The sequence below is a fragment of the Methanosarcina barkeri MS genome (genome assembly GCF_000970025.1).
Classification (GTDB): Archaea; Halobacteriota; Methanosarcinia; order Methanosarcinales; family Methanosarcinaceae; genus Methanosarcina; species Methanosarcina barkeri.
In genome coordinates this window covers 2,042,614-2,061,535 of the sequence record NZ_CP009528.1, presented here as the reverse complement: position 1 = coordinate 2,061,535, position 18,922 = coordinate 2,042,614, and the positions used below count along the sequence as shown (strand labels likewise).

At 40.7% G+C, this 18,922-nt stretch carries 17 protein-coding genes and 1 pseudogene; 11 read left to right on the top strand and 7 right to left on the bottom strand.

The features are described from left to right. The first annotated feature begins 21 nt into the window (after nt 1-21). The 4 genes from MSBRM_RS08440 (at nt 22) to MSBRM_RS08425 (ending at nt 2,916) form a co-directional block, all read left to right on the top strand. Nucleotides 22-330, top strand: coding sequence for a hypothetical protein (locus tag MSBRM_RS08440; RefSeq protein WP_054864419.1), 309 nt, complete (start codon nt 22-24; stop codon nt 328-330). A 193-nt stretch (nt 331-523) separates the two neighbouring features. Beyond that, nucleotides 524-1,051 carry a tetratricopeptide repeat protein gene (locus MSBRM_RS18790; protein ID WP_052712754.1) on the top strand — a complete coding sequence of 176 codons (528 nt, stop codon included), beginning with the start codon at nt 524-526 and terminating at the stop codon, nt 1,049-1,051. A 448-nt stretch (nt 1,052-1,499) separates the two neighbouring features. Beyond that, nucleotides 1,500-2,351: a fumarate hydratase gene (locus MSBRM_RS08430; protein ID WP_048117859.1), complete on the top strand. Its 852-nt coding sequence runs from the start codon at nt 1,500-1,502 to the stop codon at nt 2,349-2,351. Further along, nucleotides 2,341-2,916, top strand: a complete 576-nt coding sequence (locus MSBRM_RS08425) for a FumA C-terminus/TtdB family hydratase beta subunit (RefSeq protein WP_048117861.1) — start codon at nt 2,341-2,343, stop codon at nt 2,914-2,916. The genes MSBRM_RS08430 and MSBRM_RS08425 overlap by 11 nt, the downstream gene beginning before the upstream one ends. 339 nt (nt 2,917-3,255) lie before the next feature. On the opposite strand, the gene MSBRM_RS08420 is transcribed toward MSBRM_RS08425, so the two are convergent. The 4 genes from MSBRM_RS08420 to MSBRM_RS08405 form a co-directional block, all read right to left on the bottom strand. Continuing rightward, entirely contained in the window at nt 3,256-3,531 is a 276-nt protein-coding gene (locus MSBRM_RS08420; RefSeq protein WP_230629185.1) for an ArsR family transcriptional regulator, read from the bottom strand. 402 nt (nt 3,532-3,933) lie between these two features. Next, a complete protein-coding gene (locus MSBRM_RS08415; protein WP_048155379.1) occupies nt 3,934-5,502 on the bottom strand; it encodes an MFS transporter in 1,569 nt (522 codons plus the stop codon). Nucleotides 5,503-5,722: 220 nt separating this feature from the next. Further along, nucleotides 5,723-6,127: a hypothetical protein gene (locus tag MSBRM_RS08410; RefSeq protein ID WP_230629186.1), complete on the bottom strand. Its 405-nt coding sequence runs from the start codon at nt 6,125-6,127 to the stop codon at nt 5,723-5,725. Nucleotides 6,128-6,136: 9 nt separating this feature from the next. Beyond that, complete coding sequence (locus MSBRM_RS08405) at nt 6,137-6,706, bottom strand: HdeD family acid-resistance protein (protein ID WP_048117870.1); 570 nt, start codon at nt 6,704-6,706, stop codon at nt 6,137-6,139. 735 nt (nt 6,707-7,441) lie between these two features. Here MSBRM_RS08405 and MSBRM_RS08395 point away from each other — a divergent pair. The 5 genes and pseudogenes from MSBRM_RS08395 (at nt 7,442) to MSBRM_RS08375 (ending at nt 12,773) form a co-directional block, all read left to right on the top strand. Beyond that, nucleotides 7,442-7,963 carry a DUF367 family protein gene (locus MSBRM_RS08395; protein ID WP_048155372.1) on the top strand — a complete coding sequence of 174 codons (522 nt, stop codon included), beginning with the start codon at nt 7,442-7,444 and terminating at the stop codon, nt 7,961-7,963. A 269-nt stretch (nt 7,964-8,232) separates the two neighbouring features. After that, nucleotides 8,233-8,751 (top strand): TIGR00725 family protein, encoded by a 519-nt coding sequence (locus MSBRM_RS08390; RefSeq protein ID WP_048117879.1) that lies wholly within the window; start codon nt 8,233-8,235, stop codon nt 8,749-8,751. A gap of 469 nt (nt 8,752-9,220) precedes the next feature. Continuing rightward, a complete protein-coding gene (locus MSBRM_RS08385) occupies nt 9,221-11,536 on the top strand; it encodes a DNA topoisomerase I (RefSeq protein WP_048155369.1) in 2,316 nt (771 codons plus the stop codon). Nucleotides 11,537-11,749: 213 nt separating this feature from the next. Then, a pseudogene (locus MSBRM_RS08380) lies at nt 11,750-12,031 on the top strand (transposase); the annotation flags it as partial. Between the two features lie 274 nt (nt 12,032-12,305). Beyond that, a complete protein-coding gene (locus MSBRM_RS08375; protein WP_048155367.1) occupies nt 12,306-12,773 on the top strand; it encodes a hypothetical protein in 468 nt (155 codons plus the stop codon). Nucleotides 12,774-13,309: 536 nt separating this feature from the next. Here MSBRM_RS08375 and MSBRM_RS08370 read toward each other — a convergent pair. Further along, nucleotides 13,310-13,909, bottom strand: coding sequence for a thiamine-phosphate synthase family protein (locus MSBRM_RS08370; RefSeq protein WP_048155366.1), 600 nt, complete (start codon nt 13,907-13,909; stop codon nt 13,310-13,312). Nucleotides 13,910-14,267: 358 nt separating this feature from the next. Here MSBRM_RS08370 and MSBRM_RS08365 point away from each other — a divergent pair, with 358 nt between their 5' ends. Continuing rightward, on the top strand, nt 14,268-15,044 hold the full coding sequence (locus MSBRM_RS08365) for an exodeoxyribonuclease III (protein WP_048117889.1): 777 nt from the start codon (nt 14,268-14,270) through the stop codon (nt 15,042-15,044). Between the two features lie 526 nt (nt 15,045-15,570). After that, entirely contained in the window at nt 15,571-15,876 is a 306-nt protein-coding gene (locus MSBRM_RS08360; protein ID WP_048117892.1) for a large conductance mechanosensitive channel protein MscL, read from the top strand. Nucleotides 15,877-16,557: 681 nt separating this feature from the next. On the opposite strand, the gene cofC is transcribed toward MSBRM_RS08360, so the two are convergent. After that, a complete protein-coding gene (gene cofC / locus MSBRM_RS08355) occupies nt 16,558-17,184 on the bottom strand; it encodes a 2-phospho-L-lactate guanylyltransferase (protein ID WP_048117895.1) in 627 nt (208 codons plus the stop codon). Nucleotides 17,185-17,760: 576 nt separating this feature from the next. Next, on the bottom strand, nt 17,761-18,915 hold the full coding sequence (gene cofH, locus MSBRM_RS08350; RefSeq protein WP_048117898.1) for a 5-amino-6-(D-ribitylamino)uracil--L-tyrosine 4-hydroxyphenyl transferase CofH: 1,155 nt from the start codon (nt 18,913-18,915) through the stop codon (nt 17,761-17,763). Between the last annotated feature and the right edge of the window lie 7 nt (nt 18,916-18,922).

The window sequence follows — 18,922 nt, the reverse complement described above, 5'->3', positions numbered from 1 at the left end:
AATCTGTAATCTTTTAGAGATTTGAGTAGTACTGATAGGCTACCCAGCCAACTAGCCAGTGAAATATATACTCGAAAGAATCCCTTCGGAATTATGGCAAAACTACAACAAAAAGCTATCAGTGAAAGCGGTTGGCTTATTATACCGCGAGATATTGTGCGAGCCAAAGGATGGCTTAAAAGCGACGAATTTCTTGTTATGGATGCGCCAAATGGTGTAAAATCAGTCATAGGAGATGAGGCTGTGAAACAACAGTTTGAGACCTTGAGTGGAATTAAAATGAAAACGTCTTTGTATCCGCAACTTATTGCATACTTCGAAATTATCTAAGGTCATAATACAACTGCCTGTTTTACTTGCTTCATATCTGAATGTAAAAATGGCTTTAACCGGCTCTGTATTTTTTCGTCTGTTAATCTGAATGTCTACTTTTCATGATTGTTTTTTGTTTTAATATTTTATATATAACGATATAATCATTTAAATACATTTAAAACATATAGTAATATGGAGATATAAAAATATGTACGAACCTCCTAACCAATTTCATTGCCTTGATGCCGATGTTTGGATTGAGATTCCAAATAGGGTAATAGGCGTTACTGGTAATTGCTATGTTGGACGGGATTACATCCCTAAAAACGGTAAAACGCAATATGATGTGAAGGTCTTCGTTAAGAAGATCAAAATGGAACAAGAGAATCCTGATACATTGATTAAAGACAATGATCTAGAATTATCTAAGAGTAAGTCAGATGACATTGGAACTTTGATTGAGAAAGGAGTGAATCTAAGGAATTTTAAAAAATATGACGAGGCCCTGCAAATATTTGAAAAAGTGACAGAACTCGAACCCTCGAATGCACAGGCATGGCATAATAAAGGAATTATTCTAGGAATCCTTAAGAAGTACAACGAAGCTCGGCAAGCATTTGAGAAAGCGATGGAAATCGAACCGGAGAAAAATCATAGGGATCGTAGTGCTCGTCATCTTCGTTCCGCTCGCAATAGGACCTCTGAAAGGGATCAGGGCAGCAACGTAGAACAGTAAACTAAAAGAACGCAAAACTTGATGACTAAACATTTCAAATGAGGGAATAAGAAGCGCAATATTAGACCCACGTATTTTTGGGATTCGAAAGTGATGCTTCAAATCCTGCTCTCTTTCCTTCTTTTTCTTCAATTGTTGTGGCAGGTCACTGACGAAACAGACCACATTTTGCAATATCTAAACTTCTCCTAAACCTATAGCTATTGAGTTCAAATTAATGAAAATCCTTTATTGCAGAGGATTTCTACAGAGCCCTTTAATCTAACTCCTTCATCCCAGCCGACTGCACAATTCCAGAATGTGGGCCGCTCGATATTTAAACGTTAAAAACAAAAAAGCGTTCCGGAATTTATCTCATAAAGCGCTCACTGTGTATCCGGTGCAGGATATATATTCATGCCTGCCTTTTGTTCTAAAGAGTTCATTTCTCCTATACAATGGTGATCTTTTGTCTACAAAAATTAGCCGTGAAAGTTTTATTCGGTCTATTGCAGACCTTTTAAGAAAAACGGAAACCGAGCTTCCTGATGATGTAGTAAACGCAATCAGGAAAGCTGAGGCCGCAGAAGAAAATCAGGTTGCAAAATTTCAGCTTCGGGCAATCCTGAAGAACCTTGAAATTGCAAAAAAACACAGGGTTCCCATGTGCCAGGACACAGGCATAATGATTTTTTTTGCGGAAATCGGGAGCGAGTTTCAGCCAGGTTTTGACCTTGAGGCTGCAATCAGAGAAGCAGTGATACTTGCAACAGCCGAAATTCCTCTCCGGCCGAACGCAGTCGATCCCCTGACCCGAAAGAACAGCGGAAACAATACAGGAGTTGGAATTCCGGATATTCACTGGAAAATTGTACCCGGAAACCAGTTAAAGATCACAGCTGCACCTAAAGGCGCAGGTTCGGAAAATATGAGTTCGCTGCGTATGTTTAATCCTACAGAAACCGGAAGTATCAAAAACTTCGTGTTAGAAACCATAGTAAACGCCGGAGGAATGCCCTGCCCTCCCCTGACCATAGGAATCGGTATTGGGGGTTCTTTTGATGCGGCAGCCAGGCTTGCAAAAGAATCCCTTCTTGAGCCTCTTGACGCCCCGATAGAGGGACTGGAACGAGAAATCTTTGAAGCTGTAAACGCCCTTGGAATAGGATGTATGGGGCTTGGAGGCAGCACAACTGCCCTTGCAGTGCGTGTAAAAAAAGCTCACTGCCACACTGCTTCCCTTCCGGTTGCAGTAAATATCCAGTGCTGGGCGAATCGACATGCTTCGGTTGTGTTTGGGGGGATGAGTAATGGAATATAACCTGAAAACTCCGCTGAAGAAAGAAGATATCGAGAAACTCAATGCCGGAGATATTGTCTATATCTCAGGGGAAATCCTGACAGCCAGGGACGAAGCTCATGCCAGAATTCTTGAAATGGGAGATAACAAAGAAGCTCTTCCTTTTTCCCTGGAAGGTGCTGTAATCTACCACTGCGGCCCCCTGATGCAGCAAACCGAAAACGGCTGGAAAGTAGTGTCTGCCGGTCCTACAACCAGCGGCAGGATGTCAAAAATGACTCCCCCTCTCCTGAAAGCCCATAACGTTCGGGCAATCATAGGAAAAGGCGGGATGAAAGGCGTAGCTGATGCTTTGAAGAATGGCTCCGTCTATCTGGCTTATACAGGCGGATGTGCAGCCCTTGCCGCAGAGTTAATCAAAGAAGTAAAAGCCGTCTACTGGCTTGACCTTGGGATGCCTGAAGCTGTCTGGGTGCTCAGAGTGGAAAAATTCGGGCCGCTTATTGTAGGGATTGATGTAAAAGGAAAGGATATTTTTGCCGAGGTAAGGGAAAAAGCTCAAAAGCAGCTTGAAAAGCAAGGATAAGTTTTTGAAATGCTTATAATACAGAAAAAAAATTGTTAAAAGGTTTGGATTTCAGAGACAAATTATTAAAAAGTTTGAATTTCAGAGACAAATTATTAAAAAGTTTGAATTTCAGAGACAAATTCATAAAAAGCTTGAAAATCAGGGATAAGGACAGCATTTCTTCATTAGCTGGCAGCAGAGATTAAGGGTGATAGGCAAATGTCGTCTGGGTCTTTACCTTAATCTCGATTAGCTGCCGGTAGTAAGTTCGGAAAAAGGTTTTTTTAAATAGGCTGCTGGATTAGCAAGTTCAGGAAGAAGGTTTTGCAGATTTTTGAAGATATCTCAAAAGCCCACTTACTTGTAATTGTTTTCAAGCTGTCTGAAGGCTTTTACAAGAGATTCCATTTTTCTAACAATGATTTTCCCAATAAGGGAAAGTTCATATATCTTTTCTTCCTGAATCACGAGCCCTTTTTCCTTCAGTTTTTTAAGCTGGGGCAGAATTGCGACTGAGTTCGTATTAAGCTCATTATTGATCTCTTCAATGGTTCGAGGCTTTTCTTTGAGGAGGAGAAGCAGGTCGGTCCTTTTTTCGGAAGACAAAAGAATTGTGATCAGGTTAGATCTCATCACTTTTACTTTATAAAGGATAAATATATATTTTATCATCCTTAAATTTAAATTCCTTAATAAATTAGTTTTAGGATTTTGCTTAGTAGAAAAGTTCTGTTTTTCAAGTTCTGTTTTTCAAGTTCTGTTTTTCAAATAGAACTCCATGAAAATGGATATACATGTTTTTACTCTCAATAAAATAGGGTTGTATGCTTAAGTTATTGATCAATTCCTAAAAACCAAATAAGCCCATCTTATTTAAGAAAAATGTAAAGAGAGTCTTATGCATATTTTTTTCAATAACTCATGCCCGCTACTTAATGGATAAAACAGAAAAAACATGTTCATCCTGCAATATATTTCAAAAGTGACTCGCCCAACCCAAAATTCTCACATATTCTTTCGAACTATCGACTATTTTTATATCTCAGTTTGCGAAGGAACCAGGATCTCAGGCGGGAGAAAGATTGAGACAATTATGCCAAGTATCGCAAAAACCACCAGTCCCCAGAGGGAAGTTTTTATCCCGTGAATGCGGGCAATTTCGTTTACTTTCAAGACCTTCTGTGAAAGGTCAGGAGGAGCATCTTTCAGGATAGCTGTCAGTTCTTCATCGCTCAAAAAGCGGGCGTTATCCTCTACTGCCGATATCACAGAAGGCTTGAGCTCCTCTGGAATAGCAGTACTGTCATTGATAAGGTTAGTGGCTCCTCCGACTAGGCCCACAATAACTATGGAGCCCATAAGGGCAGTTCCAATAGCCATGCCCAAATTCTGGGAAGTGCTCATAAGAGCAGCTGTCTCGCTTGTCCTTTCAGGACCTACCTGGGAGAGGATGAGGTTCATTATCTGCGATGCTATAACTCCTGCGCCTATACCTATTAAGGCAAAACCGGTCAGCAGGGCAAACCCTCTGACCTCCACATTAATGGTTGCAATAGCCAGTAACAGCCCTGCGATAAGTACAAGTAGCCCTACCTGAATAATGCGCTTTGGGGCTATGCGGGAAGATAACCGAGATGCTGTGAGCGAAGCAATTAAAAGTGGTATGGAAAGTGGAAGGTAGAGAAATCCTGTCTGCATAGCATTGAGACCCATGGCAATCTGGAGGAAAAGAGCCATACTGAACAGAAAACCTCCTATAAGAACGGTCTGAACCATCTGGACAAAAATACCTGAAGTAACCCTGCGATCCCTGAGCACGTCAAGTCTTACGAGCGGCATCTTCCCCAGAGTAATGACATGAAATTCCCAGAGGGCAAAACCCAACAGGATAATGCTTCCTGCTAAAATAAACACTGGGGTCGGGGAAAGCCCGAATGGAGAAATTTCAATTCCTCCTATTGAGAAGGGATGACGCGCTTCCCACCAGCCATATGTCCCTGCCAGTAATATCCCAAAGACAATAAGCCCCATTCCCAGCGCAGAGATTATCGAGCCGACTATATCCAGCCTGGGTTTCTCTTCAGTCTCAAGGGGCGCATCCAGAATATACCGGCTTAACAACAGGATAATAATCACGATTACTACCTCCCCGCCAAAGGCAAGCCTCCAAGTGTACTCAGTTGTCAGCCAGCCTCCTATAATGGGCCCGAGTGCAATCGCGCTTGCAACGATTCCTCCTAAAATGCCGTAAGAAAGTGCACGGTCCTTTCCGCTGTAGTTTGAGGTCACGAGCGTCTGAATGGCAGGCATTACAAGGGTAGCTCCTAATCCTTCAAGGATTGACCAGCCTATAAACAGCACAGCCATTGTCGGGCTGATTGCAGTCAGGAACGAACCACTACCATAGATGATCAGTCCTGTCCTGAATGCCCTTTTTCGACCAATAATATCTCCAAGCTTTCCTCCGGTGATCATAAGTGATGCCATTACAAGAGAATAGAGTGTAATGGCAGCCTGGACGGTGGCAACGTTAGTGTCAAAATCTTTGATGAGTGTAGAGATAGAAACATTCATTATCGTCGTATCAATAACAAGCACAAACATTGCAAGCACGAGAGAAGCAAGTACAGTCTTTCTTTCTATGTCAACACCTCCTGTAGTAAAATATAAAGGCGTAATCTCTGCAGGAAGAAGCTCACATAATTCTGTTTACAGCCAGTAGAGTTTATAGCCGTAGACCCAGAGAAATTAAAGAATAAGCAGGAAGGCGTAAATTTTTTCATTACTGAAGACTCTTAATTTATGCCACCTGCATCTTCGCTCGTTAAGCCATTCTGAATGCTTCTCTTACACCCGGCAGCATGATATAGATGAGAATTAGGGTATTCGCGAGAACTGATAAATTCACATCATACCATGAACCTCCTGTAACTAGTAACACAAAATCAATGCACAAGTTGAATATCGTAATAACAGCCAGAAACATCCAGGCTTGCTTGTCCACCTGCCAGAGCATCTGAGCCAGCCACACCCATATGTAGGCGAGCAGGCCATACAGCAGTGCATACCAGAGACTGAAAACACGGCCCTCAATTACCCCTAAAAAGGGAAAAAAGCCGAGGAACCGAAGCATTACAATAGCGTTTAAAAACGCCAGAACAACAGCTACAAAAGTCAGTATTGTGACACCAATAGGTTTTTCCATACTCAAACTCCCCCTGTCCTGCAATAACCTACATCAGGTTCTCATTTTTAATCCCCAGATAAGTGACCCGATTCCCCCGAGAATCAGGAAAAAACCGAATATCCATGGTAAGAACAGGACTCCTACAAGAGAATTGGTTAGAAGAAGCAGGCCGAGAATCATGGTGAGGACACCAATGATTCCTATTCCCCATCCTCCTCCTTTAAGAGCCAGGACAATTTTTACGACCCCGTTGATAATAGCCCATACCCCTATGAAAATAATGAATAATGTAAGGACTATGAAAGGACTGTAGATTGGGTACGTCAGTATAACAACTCCTGCAATAATGCTCAGGATACCCGAAAGCAATTTCCATACCCTATTACCCGAAAATATCAGCGCTCCTATGACAGAAAGAATCCCTTCTGCCAGCCAGAAAATACCAAGAATCTGTACAAGAAAGACAGTGGTTGCTGCAGGTCTGTATAAGAGGAATAATCCTACAAGGATGGCAATGATCCCTTCCAGAAGAACCACCCACCAGGGTACCTGCAGTATTTCATATCCAATTTCATATTCAGATTCAATTGATTGTTCCGTAACATCAGCTGGTTGTTCCATATAGCCCACTCCCCAAATATTTAGTTCTTCAACCAGTACTCCCCGAGGCGGAAATATATACCTGAACACCGTTAAAGGAGTATCTTTTTCCCGATATGGGACTTCATGCTTCTGGATGATTTATCTACACTTAGAAATAGCCAGAGTCAAAGAGAATATATCCTTCTCCCTCTCAAAGAAGAATAGTTTCCTTCTCCAGGTTCAATTCATCGATGGAGCCAGCCATAATAGTGCAATCTCCCCCATAAATACCACTAACATTGCTGGTAAAGAACATTTACTGAATGCACTTTTACTGAATGCACTTTTACTGAATGCACTTTTACTAAATACACTTTTACTGAATGCACTTTTACTAAATACACTTTTACTAAATACACTTTTACTAAATACACTTTTAATGAATGCACTTTTTCCATCACGAATTACCGGTATGACGTAGGCTAAAGTAAAATGTTTATTTATCACTCAACATCACAAAGATAGGATACTATAAAACATCATTTTTCAATATTTTCAATATTAACTCATCTTCAATCTTTACCAGAGACGAAGCAGTGGTATAACTAATTGTATATTAACCATTATATATAAGCTATTTTATTATTTGTTTTTAAAAAATTTTCCAGTCATTAATAAATGTTAAATAACAATTACACAGGCGAGCAGATAAAAGAAAAAACAGGTAAATAAGGAAGCTATTTAAATAGGATCTCATCATCCAGAGGATCAGTAATGAATCCGACAAATCAACGGGATATTTCCCTTTATATCTATCATGCCGGGCAGTGTGACCCGAAAAAATGCACTGGAAGGAAATTGGCTCGCTTTGACCTTGCCCGTCTTTATGACAGGATATCAAGATTGCCAAGGTCAGCGATCCTTCTTGACCCTACTGCAGAAAAAGCCCTATCTCCTGCCGACGATTACAGAAAAGGGATAATCGTACTCGATTGTTCATGGGAAGAAGTGGAAAGGGTTTTTCCCGAACTTGCGAAGCTGAACCTTGAGCACAGGGCTCTTCCATATCTGCTTGCAGGCAATCCTGTAAATTTCGGAAGGCCTTTCAAACTTAATTCAGCAGAAGCCTTTGCAGCAGCTCTCTATATTCTGGGGCATAAAGAACAGGCTGAAAAAGTCCTTTCCAAGTTTAATTGGGGGCACAGTTTTCTCGAACTCAATAAGGAACCACTTGAAGAGTATGCAACCGCAAAGAACAGTACTGAGATCGTGGAAATTCAGAGTCATTACTTCTAACTACCTATTGCCCATTATTTCTGACTATCCATCATCCACTATCTCTGAATACCCATTGTCCATTATTTCTGATATCCATCGTCCATTATCTCTGAATACTCGTTGTCCATTATTTCTAACTATTTATTGTTCATTATCTCTGATTATCCATCATCCATTATCTCTGACTATCCATTGTCTCTAACTGTTTTTGAATGCCAGCAAATTCGGGCTTATTTAAAGAAAAATACTCGTAAAAGACCTGAAATGAAGAAAAGGATGTTTGCGCAATGAAAGTACCGGTGAAAGCAGAGAACAGAAAACAGATAGGAGTTATAGGTGCAGGAGCTTGCGGCAGTGAGGTCAGAGTTCTTGCAGAAAGGGTGGGAAGAGAGATCGCAAAAAGAGGAGCGGTTCTGCTTTGCGGAGGTCTGGGCGGAGTTATGGAAGCCGCTGCATACGGAGCAAAGCAGGAAGGAGGAATAACCCTGGGAATTTTGCCTGGAGCTCTGAGGGAAGAAGCAAATCTCTGGATAGATATCGCGGTTGTTAGTGGAATGGGACATGCCAGAAATGCTCTTATAGCTCAGTCTTCGGATGCATTGATTGCGGTTAATGGGGAATACGGAACACTTTCGGAGATAGCCTTGGGTCTGAAAATGGGGAAACCTGTAGTCGTGGTTGAACCAGGCTGGAAAATTGAAGGCGTTCACAGAGCAAAAAGTCCGGAAGAAGCTGTAGAACTTGCTTTCAGGCTGACTGAAGATAAGGGAAAGTCCTTTAGGGAAAGTACTAAGGAAAAGTACTAAGGAAAAGTACTAAGGAAAAGTACTAAGGAAAAGTACTAGAAAATAGCTAAAAATAGTTAAAAACAGCAAAAAATAGCTAAAAATACTAAAAACACTAAAATACGGTTTAAAACATATGAAAACAACTGAAAATAACTGAAAAAATTTGAGAAGGCTTAAAATATTAAAAGGAATTAACAGGGAAAATATCCCATAGAGAACCGTATCCCATAGAGTTGTGAAGAGATAAATAAGGACAGATAAGTAGAAGAGTTTAACGGGTGGATGAAGACTCTAGAAAGGCAGATGGAGAGCTCTGAGCCTAATTTTAGTTACGGATGACAGCGTATTTTATGATTCAATCCAAAAATATATATTGGAAAAGGAAACTTCAAAGAATTAGGAGGCAGGCTTTGTCTCAGACTGGAAGGAGATTTGGGGTACGTTAGTATTCCTCCAGAGAATTTAAAAAATTATACCGGAGTTTTAGATGCACCTTATTGTAACGGAAAAAAATATAGCAGCAAGGAGGATAGCTGCGATTCTGGCTCCAAAAAACCCGAAGAAAGATAGAGTCAGCGGAGTAGACGTGTACCGGTATGAGATTGTGTCCGATGAAGAGAAGCAGGAGACTGTAGTTGTAGGGCTGTCGGGCCATATCGTAGGGATCGACTTTCCCAAGGAGTACAATAACTGGCAGAAAGTGGAAGCTAAAACCCTTATCGACGCCGACATCATAACAACTCCTATCAACCGGAAGATTGTAACTGCACTTAAAGGCCTGGGAAAAAAGGCGAGCAGGGTTACGATTGCCACTGACTATGACCGGGAAGGAGAACTGATCGGAGTCGAGGCTCTCAATATCATAAAACAGGTAAATCCAGATGTTTCTTTTGACCGGGTGCGCTACAGTGCGATAACCCCAAAAGCAATAGAAGCCGCGTTTTCAAATGCAACAAATGTTGATTTTAATCTCGCGGACGCCGGCCATTCCAGGCAGGTCATTGACCTTGTCTGGGGTGCAGCCCTTACCCGTTATATTTCTCTTGCTGCAGGCAGGCTCGGGAAGATGTTTCTTTCCGTAGGGAGGGTACAGTCGCCAACTCTTTCTCTTATTGTTGACAGGGAAAAAGAAAGGAATGTTTTTGTCCCAACTCCTTACTGGGAAATCTATGCCGAACTTCAAAATACAGAAGGAAAAACCTTTTCAGCTCAGCACTCAACCCGCCGTTTCCTGGATAAAAAGGAGGCAACAAAAGTCTTCAAAAAACTGGGGAAAAAGGCTGAATTAAAGGGAATCGAAAAAGGGAAAAAGACCGATCAGCCCCCGACTCCTTTTAATACCACAGGTTTCATAAGCGCAGCAAACTCAATCGGACTCAGTCCCGCAAACGCAATGCGCATAGCTGAAGCGCTCTATACTAATGGTTATATTTCGTATCCCAGGACTGACAATACGGTTTATCCCGAGACCCTTGACCTGAAGGCTCAGATTGAGATTTTCAAAGAAGGTCCCTTTAAAGAGTACGCAGAGGCTCTGCTTGAAAAAGCCGAACTCATTCCTACGCGAGGAAAAAAGGAAACTACCGACCACCCACCTATTTTTCCGGCTTCCCTTGCAAAAGAGTCCGACTTAAAAGAAGATGAGTGGAAGGTCTACGAACTTGTAGTCAGACGCTTTTTTGCGACTTTTGCCGGGCCAAGCGAATGGGAAACCATGCGCTTGAAACTTGACATCAACGAGGAAGAGTTCAGGTCAAACGGGGCAAGACTTGTGGAACCGGGATGGAGATGGTACTATCCTTACAATGCGCCTGAAGACAGGTTGTTCCCTGAACTTCATGAAGGCGATTCCCTGAAAGTGATTAAAAAAGATATGCTGGATAAAGAAACCCAGCCGCCTGGCCGTTACGGACAGGGAAGACTTATCAATATTATGGAAGAGCTAGGGCTTGGAACAAAAGCAACGCGGCACGAGATAATCAGCAAGCTTTATTCCAGGGCCTATATACACGGGAATCCTGTGCAGCCTACGAATACCTCTTTTGCAGTAATGGACACTCTTGAGACGTATTCCCCTACTATCACAAAGCCGGACATGACAAAGCTGCTTGAAGAAAACATGGACCTGATTGCTGAGGGCAAGATCAAAGAGTCTGCCGTTCTTGAAGAGTCGCGGGAGATATTAAAGCAGGTCTTCTCGGAACTCGATAAAAACCGGGAAAAAATCGTGGAATCTCTCCAGGCAGGTCTCAGAGAAGATAAAATCATAGGAACCTGCTCTAGCTGCGGAAATGAGCTTATAATCCGGCGTTCGAAAAGGGGAGGCCGTTTTATAGGCTGTAACAATTATCCGAACTGTACCTTTTCTCTCCCTCTGCCCCGAAGCGGACAGATCATAGTTACTGATAAGGTCTGTGAAGCTCACGGCCTGCACCATATCCGTATAATCAATTCTGGAAAACGGCCCTGGGACCTTGGCTGTCCTCAGTGTAATTTCATAGAATGGCAGAAAACCCAGCAGGAGGAACAGGCCAAGCAGCCCAAAAAAGAAAAGCCCAAATCAATTCAGGATCTCGAAGGTGTGGGAAAAGCCACCGCAGGAAAACTGGAAGATGCCGGTATTACAAGCGTAGAAGCTCTGGCAGAAGCCGACCCTGTAGAACTTGCAAAAGCGATAAAGACCAGTGTAAAGAGAGTCAAAAACTGGCAGATCTCATGCAACGGCACAGTCACAGTAGAAAGCAACAGCACAGCTGAGGGCAGTAGCACAGTTAAGGGTAACTGTACAGTTGAAGACGCATGAAAATATCCCTCAATGGCGCCGCCTTTTCTATTTTTGCTTGCTTTTTTATTTTTGCCCTTTTCTGATTTTTGCTTGTTTTCTGATTTCTGCCCGTTTTTTAATCTTGTCCATTTATAGAGCTCATTTTAAAATTTAATATTTTTTTAAAGTATACAGAACTAAAAGGTAGTGTAGCGAAAGTTCTGTAAATTATGATTGACTCTATATCCTTTTACTTCAGTTTCAAGCATTCCTAAAGAACTTGATGAGAAAGTTGAAGAATCTCTCTCAAAGCCAATAGAACACGAAATTCCTTACCTTTTTGTTGATGCGACTTATCTTAAAGTAAGAGATCTTAAAGTAAGAGGTGGACTCCATTATGAAAATAAAGCTCTTTTTGTAGTTGCTGGAATTAGAGATAACAGTTTACGTGAGATTCTTGGAGTAAGATTGGCAGACAGTGAAGACTCTCTATTCTGGGAAAAGCTATTCGAAGACCTTAAAAAAGGAGGGTTATATTGAACTGCAATATCAAGCCGGAACGCTTGATATGGAATATGTTACCATGCGCAGGAGATCAAGAACTCTGTATAAAAATGATTATTAACCAGATTTATTCAATAGATTCCAAAGTATATATATAAAATTTAAATCAGAGACTTTATTAAACAGCGGATAATATTTGTTCAATGTATTCTAAAGTATAATCTGAAATTTAAATGAAAGATATTTAAAGGAGTGGAAAGCCCTGAGTATTTTCATTGAAATTCGTGAATTAAGGTGGTAGATTTTGTCAAAAAAACGAGTTTTAGTTGTCCTGCTTATTCTTGCAGTATTTCTCAGCTTTGGCTGCGCCAACAAAGGAAGAACGAATTTATCTGTCTCAAATAATGAGACTGAAATAAACGTCAGTTTTCCTGAGTCAGGTAATAGCAGCTGGTGCCCTGTAGGTTCTCAGCTTCAGGTCAAAGACCCGACTACCGGAAAAATCCTGAGTTTGACAATTACCGGAACCGAAAAATTTGAAAACAAAACTCTCTGTAAGGCTTGTGTAGAAACAGGTACTGAAGGAAATACTTCCAGATTTGAGTACATGTGGTCTGAAGATAAGAATACCACGGTCTGGACAAAGTACAACAAGGATGGAAATATCTCAGTAAGATTCATCGACCTGGATGGAAAAAAGACAATCATTGATGGAGCCGGAAGGACGCTTGAGTTTGGAAACTCAGGAGAGGTTTCATCAAACCCGGTATGAAAAGGGTCAACGTTTTTCTTTTTTCTTGCTTTCCACATAATAATATTGCCTTATATCCTCATCTTTTCCATTTTATGCTCATATTTAGTTTATAAATTCAATCTGGCTTTTAAAGTGCTTATATGGGCTATTGTAAATGGCACATATATACTTTCTCGAGAACCGATGGTCTTTTCAGAATATTGTATTGACATGTAGGTCTGTTAGTACATAGTAGACTAATATAGTACATAGTCTTAGATATCCCAAAATTATATTGTAGTCTGCTAGTATGTAGTATACTAGCATAGCACATAGTTTTAAATACCCCAAAATTCTATTTAATATCGTGTAAAAGCGAACAAACTGCACATCTCAAAATGGATTTCAAAACCTGCAAAACCTGCAATCCCAACCTTAGGATGCCGGTTTATATTAAAGAGCCGAAAAATCGGTTTCCTTCGCTACTCTACGGAAGGAGAGAGCTTTTACAACCCTTTCCTCACTCCTTCCCACTTTTTTACCACTTCCTGTTTTTACCTCATAGCTTTTTCTTTTTATCTCGTTCTTTGTCCTGATTCGTGGTAGCTTCTGGCAAGCTTACATATCTGTTCTGCAACCTCGAGCGGGTCTTTTCCTGTAAGAATACTCACCGGCTCTTTTCCAAGTGCACCTGTCTCATAAAAGATCCTGGGTATTTTTCCTCCTGTAGCCCGAATAGCCTCTTCGACCATCCAGGAGATGGCCTCCCCTTCTGCATCCTTCATATTCTCAGGCTCAAAGCGCCGGTCTACAACTGAAAAATCCCATCCATTTCCTTTACAGTAGGCTTTTAAAAACTCGGCAATCTCCGGGTTATTTGCAAAATCTATAATAGACCTTATCTCTGAATCTTTTTTCCTAATTTCCAGCAGAAGGTGTGCCATATAGCCAGAAGCTCCGAATTTTATTCTTCCTGTAGCTTTCGGAAAACCATCAACTACCGAAATTCTCCCATCGACTGCAAGAACATCTCCAGGAGTGGTTGATTCTTTTGAGGCATAAACAAAATTTGTTCGAACTTTAGGAATCAAAGCTGAGAATTCCTTGCAGTCTTCTATTTGTTCAAGCCCAAGATATAAACGCCCTATCATGTCTATCTTTTCGTTAAGATCCATAACATCACGACCCCCCACCGTTTGATATTATGATGTTTATCCCACATCTGCAAGTTTGATGTGCAGTCAGTCGGACAATGGCATGTAAAAATAGGTTGCAAAAGTCGGTTGCAAAAAATAGGTTGCAAAAATAGGTTGCAAAAGTAGGTATCAGACTAGATTAGATAAAATTAGATTAGAGATCTTAAAACCTAAGTTGAGGTCTTCAAAGTGGGCTTTGTGCGCAGAATAGGGAGTATTTATTTACTCGAACTTTAAATTATTTTCAGTTTACTCAATTCAGTTTATACAATTTAACTCCTGTTTCTTCGTACCTTTCTTGTAATGTGAAATTCCGAAAAATCGCTAGGTATAGAAAATGTCTGGTCACTACAATCTCATTTCCTGGAACGTAAACGGCCTTCGGGCTGCAATGAAAAAAGGCTTTCTTGAGCTTTTGCTGGAACAGAAATTTGATATTGTCTGCATTCAGGAAACTAAAGTTTCTCCTGATAAACTCCCGAGAGAAGCAAAGAACATTCCGGGCTACTACAATTATTTTGTCTCAGCAGAAAAGAACGGCTACAGCGGGGTTGGACTCTTCTCCAGGAAAAAGCCCCTGAAGCTCGAAAACGGCATGGGAATCGAAAAATTTGATAGGGAAGGCCGCTTCCTGAGGGCCGATTTTGAGGACTTTATCTTAATGAATATCTATTTCCCTAATGGCAAAGCCTCTCTGGAGCGTCTGGAATATAAAATGAATTTCTACGAGGCTTTTTTAGACTATGCGAACTCTCTCAAAGCAGACGGCAAAAAGCTTGTTATCTGCGGGGACGTAAATACAGCCCACAAAGAGATCGACCTTGCCCGTCCCAAACAAAACGAAAAGATATCCGGTTTTCTTCCTGAAGAGCGGGCATGGATGGATAAATTCCTTGCTGCCGGCTATCTTGACACTTTCCGTATATTCAATCCAGAAGGCGGAAACTATTCCTGGTGGTCAATGAGAACAGGAGCACGTAAAAGAAATGTAGGATGGCGTCTGGACTACTTTTTTGTAAGTGAAAAACTGCGGGACAATGTAAAATCCTCCCCGATTTACAGTGAAATAATGGGTTCGGACCACTGTCCTGTAGGGCTTGAACTTGAATTTTAAATTTTACTTATAACAAAATTTCACAATAAACGATGCCAATCGATAAAAGTTCACAAAAATATTTTGCAAATAATTCAATATAGTTTAGATACAGTTTAAAATGAGTTTAAAAAGAATTTAATAAAAATTTAAAAAAAGTTTAAAAATAGTTCTGTAAGAAGAAACCAGAGTAGTTGAACTCATTTACTGCATGCCCCAATGCAGTCTATCCGAAGTTATTACTCCCCAAGCATAGCTGTTCGATGATAGTTCAGCTACCCAAGCAATTTTCTATGTGATAGATTTTAATTTACCCCTCTACTCCGACTTTCCAACTTCGGCAGCGTCTCAAAGTCTCAAGTCTCAAGTCTCAAGTCTCAAACTTGCAATCAAATAATTCTTAACTGATTTTCAGCCGCAACTCTAATATAAAATTCATCCCTGGACGATTTATTAATAAAGGATGCAAAGAATAGATGGATTAACCAGTGATAATTTTATTATTATTTTTACTTTGTATGTAATTTCGCTGTTTGAGTGGGGTAATATGGGGCTTCTAAGTGAGTTTAAGGATTTTCTTTATGAATACAAGGTAATTCCACTTGCAATTGCCTTCATTATGGGTATCGTATCCACGGCTCTTGTAAAATCGCTTGTGGACAATATCGTAATGCCGATTATCACACCTTTTGTGCCTGGGGGAGCCTGGAAAACGGCAACCTTTGAAATTGGGCCAATAGTACTGGGTTGGGGGGCTTTTCTGGGAGAACTGATAAATTTCATAATTATTGCATTCGTGGTCTTCATAGTTGCAAAAATGGTGTTGAAAGAAGAAAAAGTAGAAAAGAAGTAATTTTAAGGTATTAAAGGCAGAAAAAACTGAACCTATGCCTTATAATCGCAAAAAACGAAAAATTCTGGCCGATGCAACCGTGTTTAATATCTTATTTATAGGGTGCCTCCGCCAGCTTGCCTGGCGGCCCTTTATAAAAAGAAAGCAAAGAAAATAGACTTAAACTATCAGTAAGAAAAAAGGTGTCTTCTTCAAATTGTATGGGTAAAAGTAAATTTTATGTATTTGCTGAAAATTTAAAAATTTAACTAAGTTTGAGAAACAACTTCAAACGATGTATCCAACTCTAAAACTGTATGATAAAATTGTTGCACATTTTTCAAATTGGAAAATTCTCCATTGAATTTGAAGAGGATACTAAAAAATCGGCAATGTCTTAAATTTGCTGTAAATTTGAGATCAAGTTTTTGCATAGTATAAAAAAAATTGATCTGCCGATATGGAATTTTCTACCCAATAACTTATTGAGATTTGTGATTTTACAGAAAAATTGGCACACCGCCGAAAAAAGCTCAGTGAGTGAAAATTGAGAGATTTCCACTCAAAATGAAGAGGATACGATACTATACCCTACTGCCCAAGAAATTTAGTTATGAATCATTAAAATTAAGAAATGGACTACGGATGAGGAGTTGTCTATGTATTAACGTATCTTAATTAAGTTGCCATGGCACTACTGATTCAAATTGGAGTCAGTCCGACCCTTCCCCTGCTCATCTCAAGCCTGAACTTTTTGCTGATATATTCTTTCGCAGCTCCGCTTCCGTGTATAAGCAGTTCGACCAGATCTTCGGGCTCATCAATATCAGTACCTGCAAAAAAAGAATCATATACCTCAACACTCTGTCCTGTTTCTTCTGCAATCGAGCAGTGCGTCAGAAAACTCGAACCATAGTACCTGACCCTGTAGCAGGAAGGGTTTTTGATAAATAGTGCATTTGTACCCCCACCTTTTCCCGGGACGATACAAACGTCTGCTTTTGTTGAAGTTATCCCTTTAACATGATCTGGAGATAAAAGAGGAAGATCAGCCATAACAATAATAACCGGCTCCTCAGCCTGCTCAAGGTACCCGTTAAGAGCTTCATTCAGGTCATTTTTGTCCAGAAGCACATTGGCTTTCGTCATATCCTCAAGTCCGTACATAGAAGGACTGAGAATATCGATTGTTCCCACTCCGGCTTCCTTAAGGGTGTTTATCACCTGATTCAGCATCAGTTCCACAAACTCTTCTCTCTCTTCCAGAGTCAGGACAGGGGACAATCTGGATTTTGCACTGGATTTTTTATAGGGGATTACGGCTTTCATCTTGACTCCTGAAAATCTAAGTTCGGAAATAAATATAAATTAATATTAACCTTAATTCACTGAAATTTATATAATTAGTGTCCGCAACGAAATAACCTATGCAACTTATAATTAATTGTACCTTTGATTGGCAACCTTGATAGTGAAAATCAAAATACTCAATCGGGAACATTCATAGGTTATTCTGTGACTGGGTCTTAATTAAAACCACCACGACCCGGAAAAATAAACTCATTTTTCTTTTCCTTCCGGCTTGCAGCAATTTCAACCGATCTGGCTTATATTAAATCGTTAACCGCACTGAGAAAGGCGCAAAGGAAGAAGTAACTTTGCAAAATTCACCTTTTCAGGCAAAACTCAATTTTTCTAGATTCTAAATTTACATTCTAAATTTACATTCTAAATTTACATTCTAAATCTACATTCTAAATTTACATTCTAAATTAGTCCGCTTGAGCGAACGAAGTGAGCAAAACGGACATCGCTCCCGAGTCAAAACTCGGGAGTTGAAACGTTATCTAAACCGAATTCATGCCGTCCTCCCGAGACGGGACTCGGGTGACGGAACTTGGGAGTTTAATCTCTACTACCTATCTTTGTCTTTCCTAAACCTGGAAGGGGTTCTACTCTATTAGGAATAACTGGCTCCACTTTTCGATACAGGGTATCCCTCTGCATAGGAATTCTTCCTGCTCCTTTTATCATCCATTCGAACTCGGCAGGAGATACATATTCTCCATTACTGCCTCCTGATGCTGTGGAGATCTGGTCTTCCATAAGCGTGCCTCCGAGGTCGTTTGCTCCGCACTGCAAGGCTACCTGAGCGAGTTTCTTTCCTAACTTTACCCATGTGGCCTGAATATTTTTTACATAAGTATGTAAAATTACGCGAGAAATAGCTATGAGCTGAAGGTCTTCAAGCCCTGTAGTCGAGAATTTTCCGGATGCAATCATCTTTTCCCCTATAGGATTATTGTAAGGCAAAAAGGCCATCGGGATAAGTTCCGTAAACCCGCCTGTCTCTTTCTGGATTTCACGGATAATAAAGACATGGTCCAGGCGTTCTTCAAGAGTTTCAACATGTCCGTACATGATAGTGGAATTGGTGGAAATCCCTGCTTTATGTGCTGCAGTTATGGTATCAATCCACTGCTGGGTACTGATTTTTCCAGGGCAGATAATCTTTCTTACCCTGTCGGAAAGGATCTCAGCCGAAGTCCCGGTAAGGGAATCAAGCCCACTTTTTTTAAGTCTGCGCAGGGCTTCTTCAACCGACATGCCTGAGATTCCTGCTGCATAATTTACTTCCATAGGGGATAGGGCATGAATACACAGGTCAGGAAATTCGTCTTTTACTGATTCTATAATTTCAAGATAAAACTCTATATCGGCTTCCGGGATATATCCACCCTGGATGCATACCTCCACAGCTCCGGCTTTTCTCGCGTCTCCTGCTTTTTCCAGGATCTCTTCAACGCTCAGGATATACCCTTTCTCTGTCCTGTAGGCACAGAACCCGCAGTTTCCAATACATTTGTTTGTGATATAGATATTCCTGTTTACCACATAGCTGACTGTATCGCCGACCGTACTAGCGCGCAGATCATTGGCGAGCTCAAACAGCTCAAAAGGATTTCCTTCAAGCAGGAGGAGGGCATCCTCTTTAGTACATTTTCCCCTGTATGCCCTTTCAATTACATCTTCTGGAATTGTCGGTTTTTTCGTGTACATCCGATCA

Bases quoted from the DNA above. Each gene is read 5' to 3' on its own strand.
- MSBRM_RS18790 (WP_052712754.1), top strand. From the start codon at position 524: ATGTACGAACCTCCTAACCAATTTCATTGCCTTGATGCCGATGTTTGG.
- MSBRM_RS08425 (WP_048117861.1), top strand. From the start codon at position 2,341: ATGGAATATAACCTGAAAACTCCGCTGAAGAAAGAAGATATCGAGAAA.
- MSBRM_RS08420 (WP_230629185.1), bottom strand. From the start codon at position 3,531: ATGAGATCTAACCTGATCACAATTCTTTTGTCTTCCGAAAAAAGGACC.
- MSBRM_RS08415 (WP_048155379.1), bottom strand. From the start codon at position 5,502: ATGTTTGTGCTTGTTATTGATACGACGATAATGAATGTTTCTATCTCT.
- MSBRM_RS08405 (WP_048117870.1), bottom strand. From the start codon at position 6,706: ATGGAACAACCAGCTGATGTTACGGAACAATCAATTGAATCTGAATAT.
- MSBRM_RS08395 (WP_048155372.1), top strand. From the start codon at position 7,442: ATGAATCCGACAAATCAACGGGATATTTCCCTTTATATCTATCATGCC.
- MSBRM_RS08390 (WP_048117879.1), top strand. From the start codon at position 8,233: ATGAAAGTACCGGTGAAAGCAGAGAACAGAAAACAGATAGGAGTTATA.
- MSBRM_RS08385 (WP_048155369.1), top strand. From the start codon at position 9,221: ATGCACCTTATTGTAACGGAAAAAAATATAGCAGCAAGGAGGATAGCT.
- MSBRM_RS08370 (WP_048155366.1), bottom strand. From the start codon at position 13,909: ATGGATCTTAACGAAAAGATAGACATGATAGGGCGTTTATATCTTGGG.
- MSBRM_RS08365 (WP_048117889.1), top strand. From the start codon at position 14,268: ATGTCTGGTCACTACAATCTCATTTCCTGGAACGTAAACGGCCTTCGG.
- MSBRM_RS08360 (WP_048117892.1), top strand. From the start codon at position 15,571: ATGGGGCTTCTAAGTGAGTTTAAGGATTTTCTTTATGAATACAAGGTA.
- cofC (WP_048117895.1), bottom strand. From the start codon at position 17,184: ATGAAAGCCGTAATCCCCTATAAAAAATCCAGTGCAAAATCCAGATTG.
- cofH (WP_048117898.1), bottom strand. From the start codon at position 18,915: ATGTACACGAAAAAACCGACAATTCCAGAAGATGTAATTGAAAGGGCA.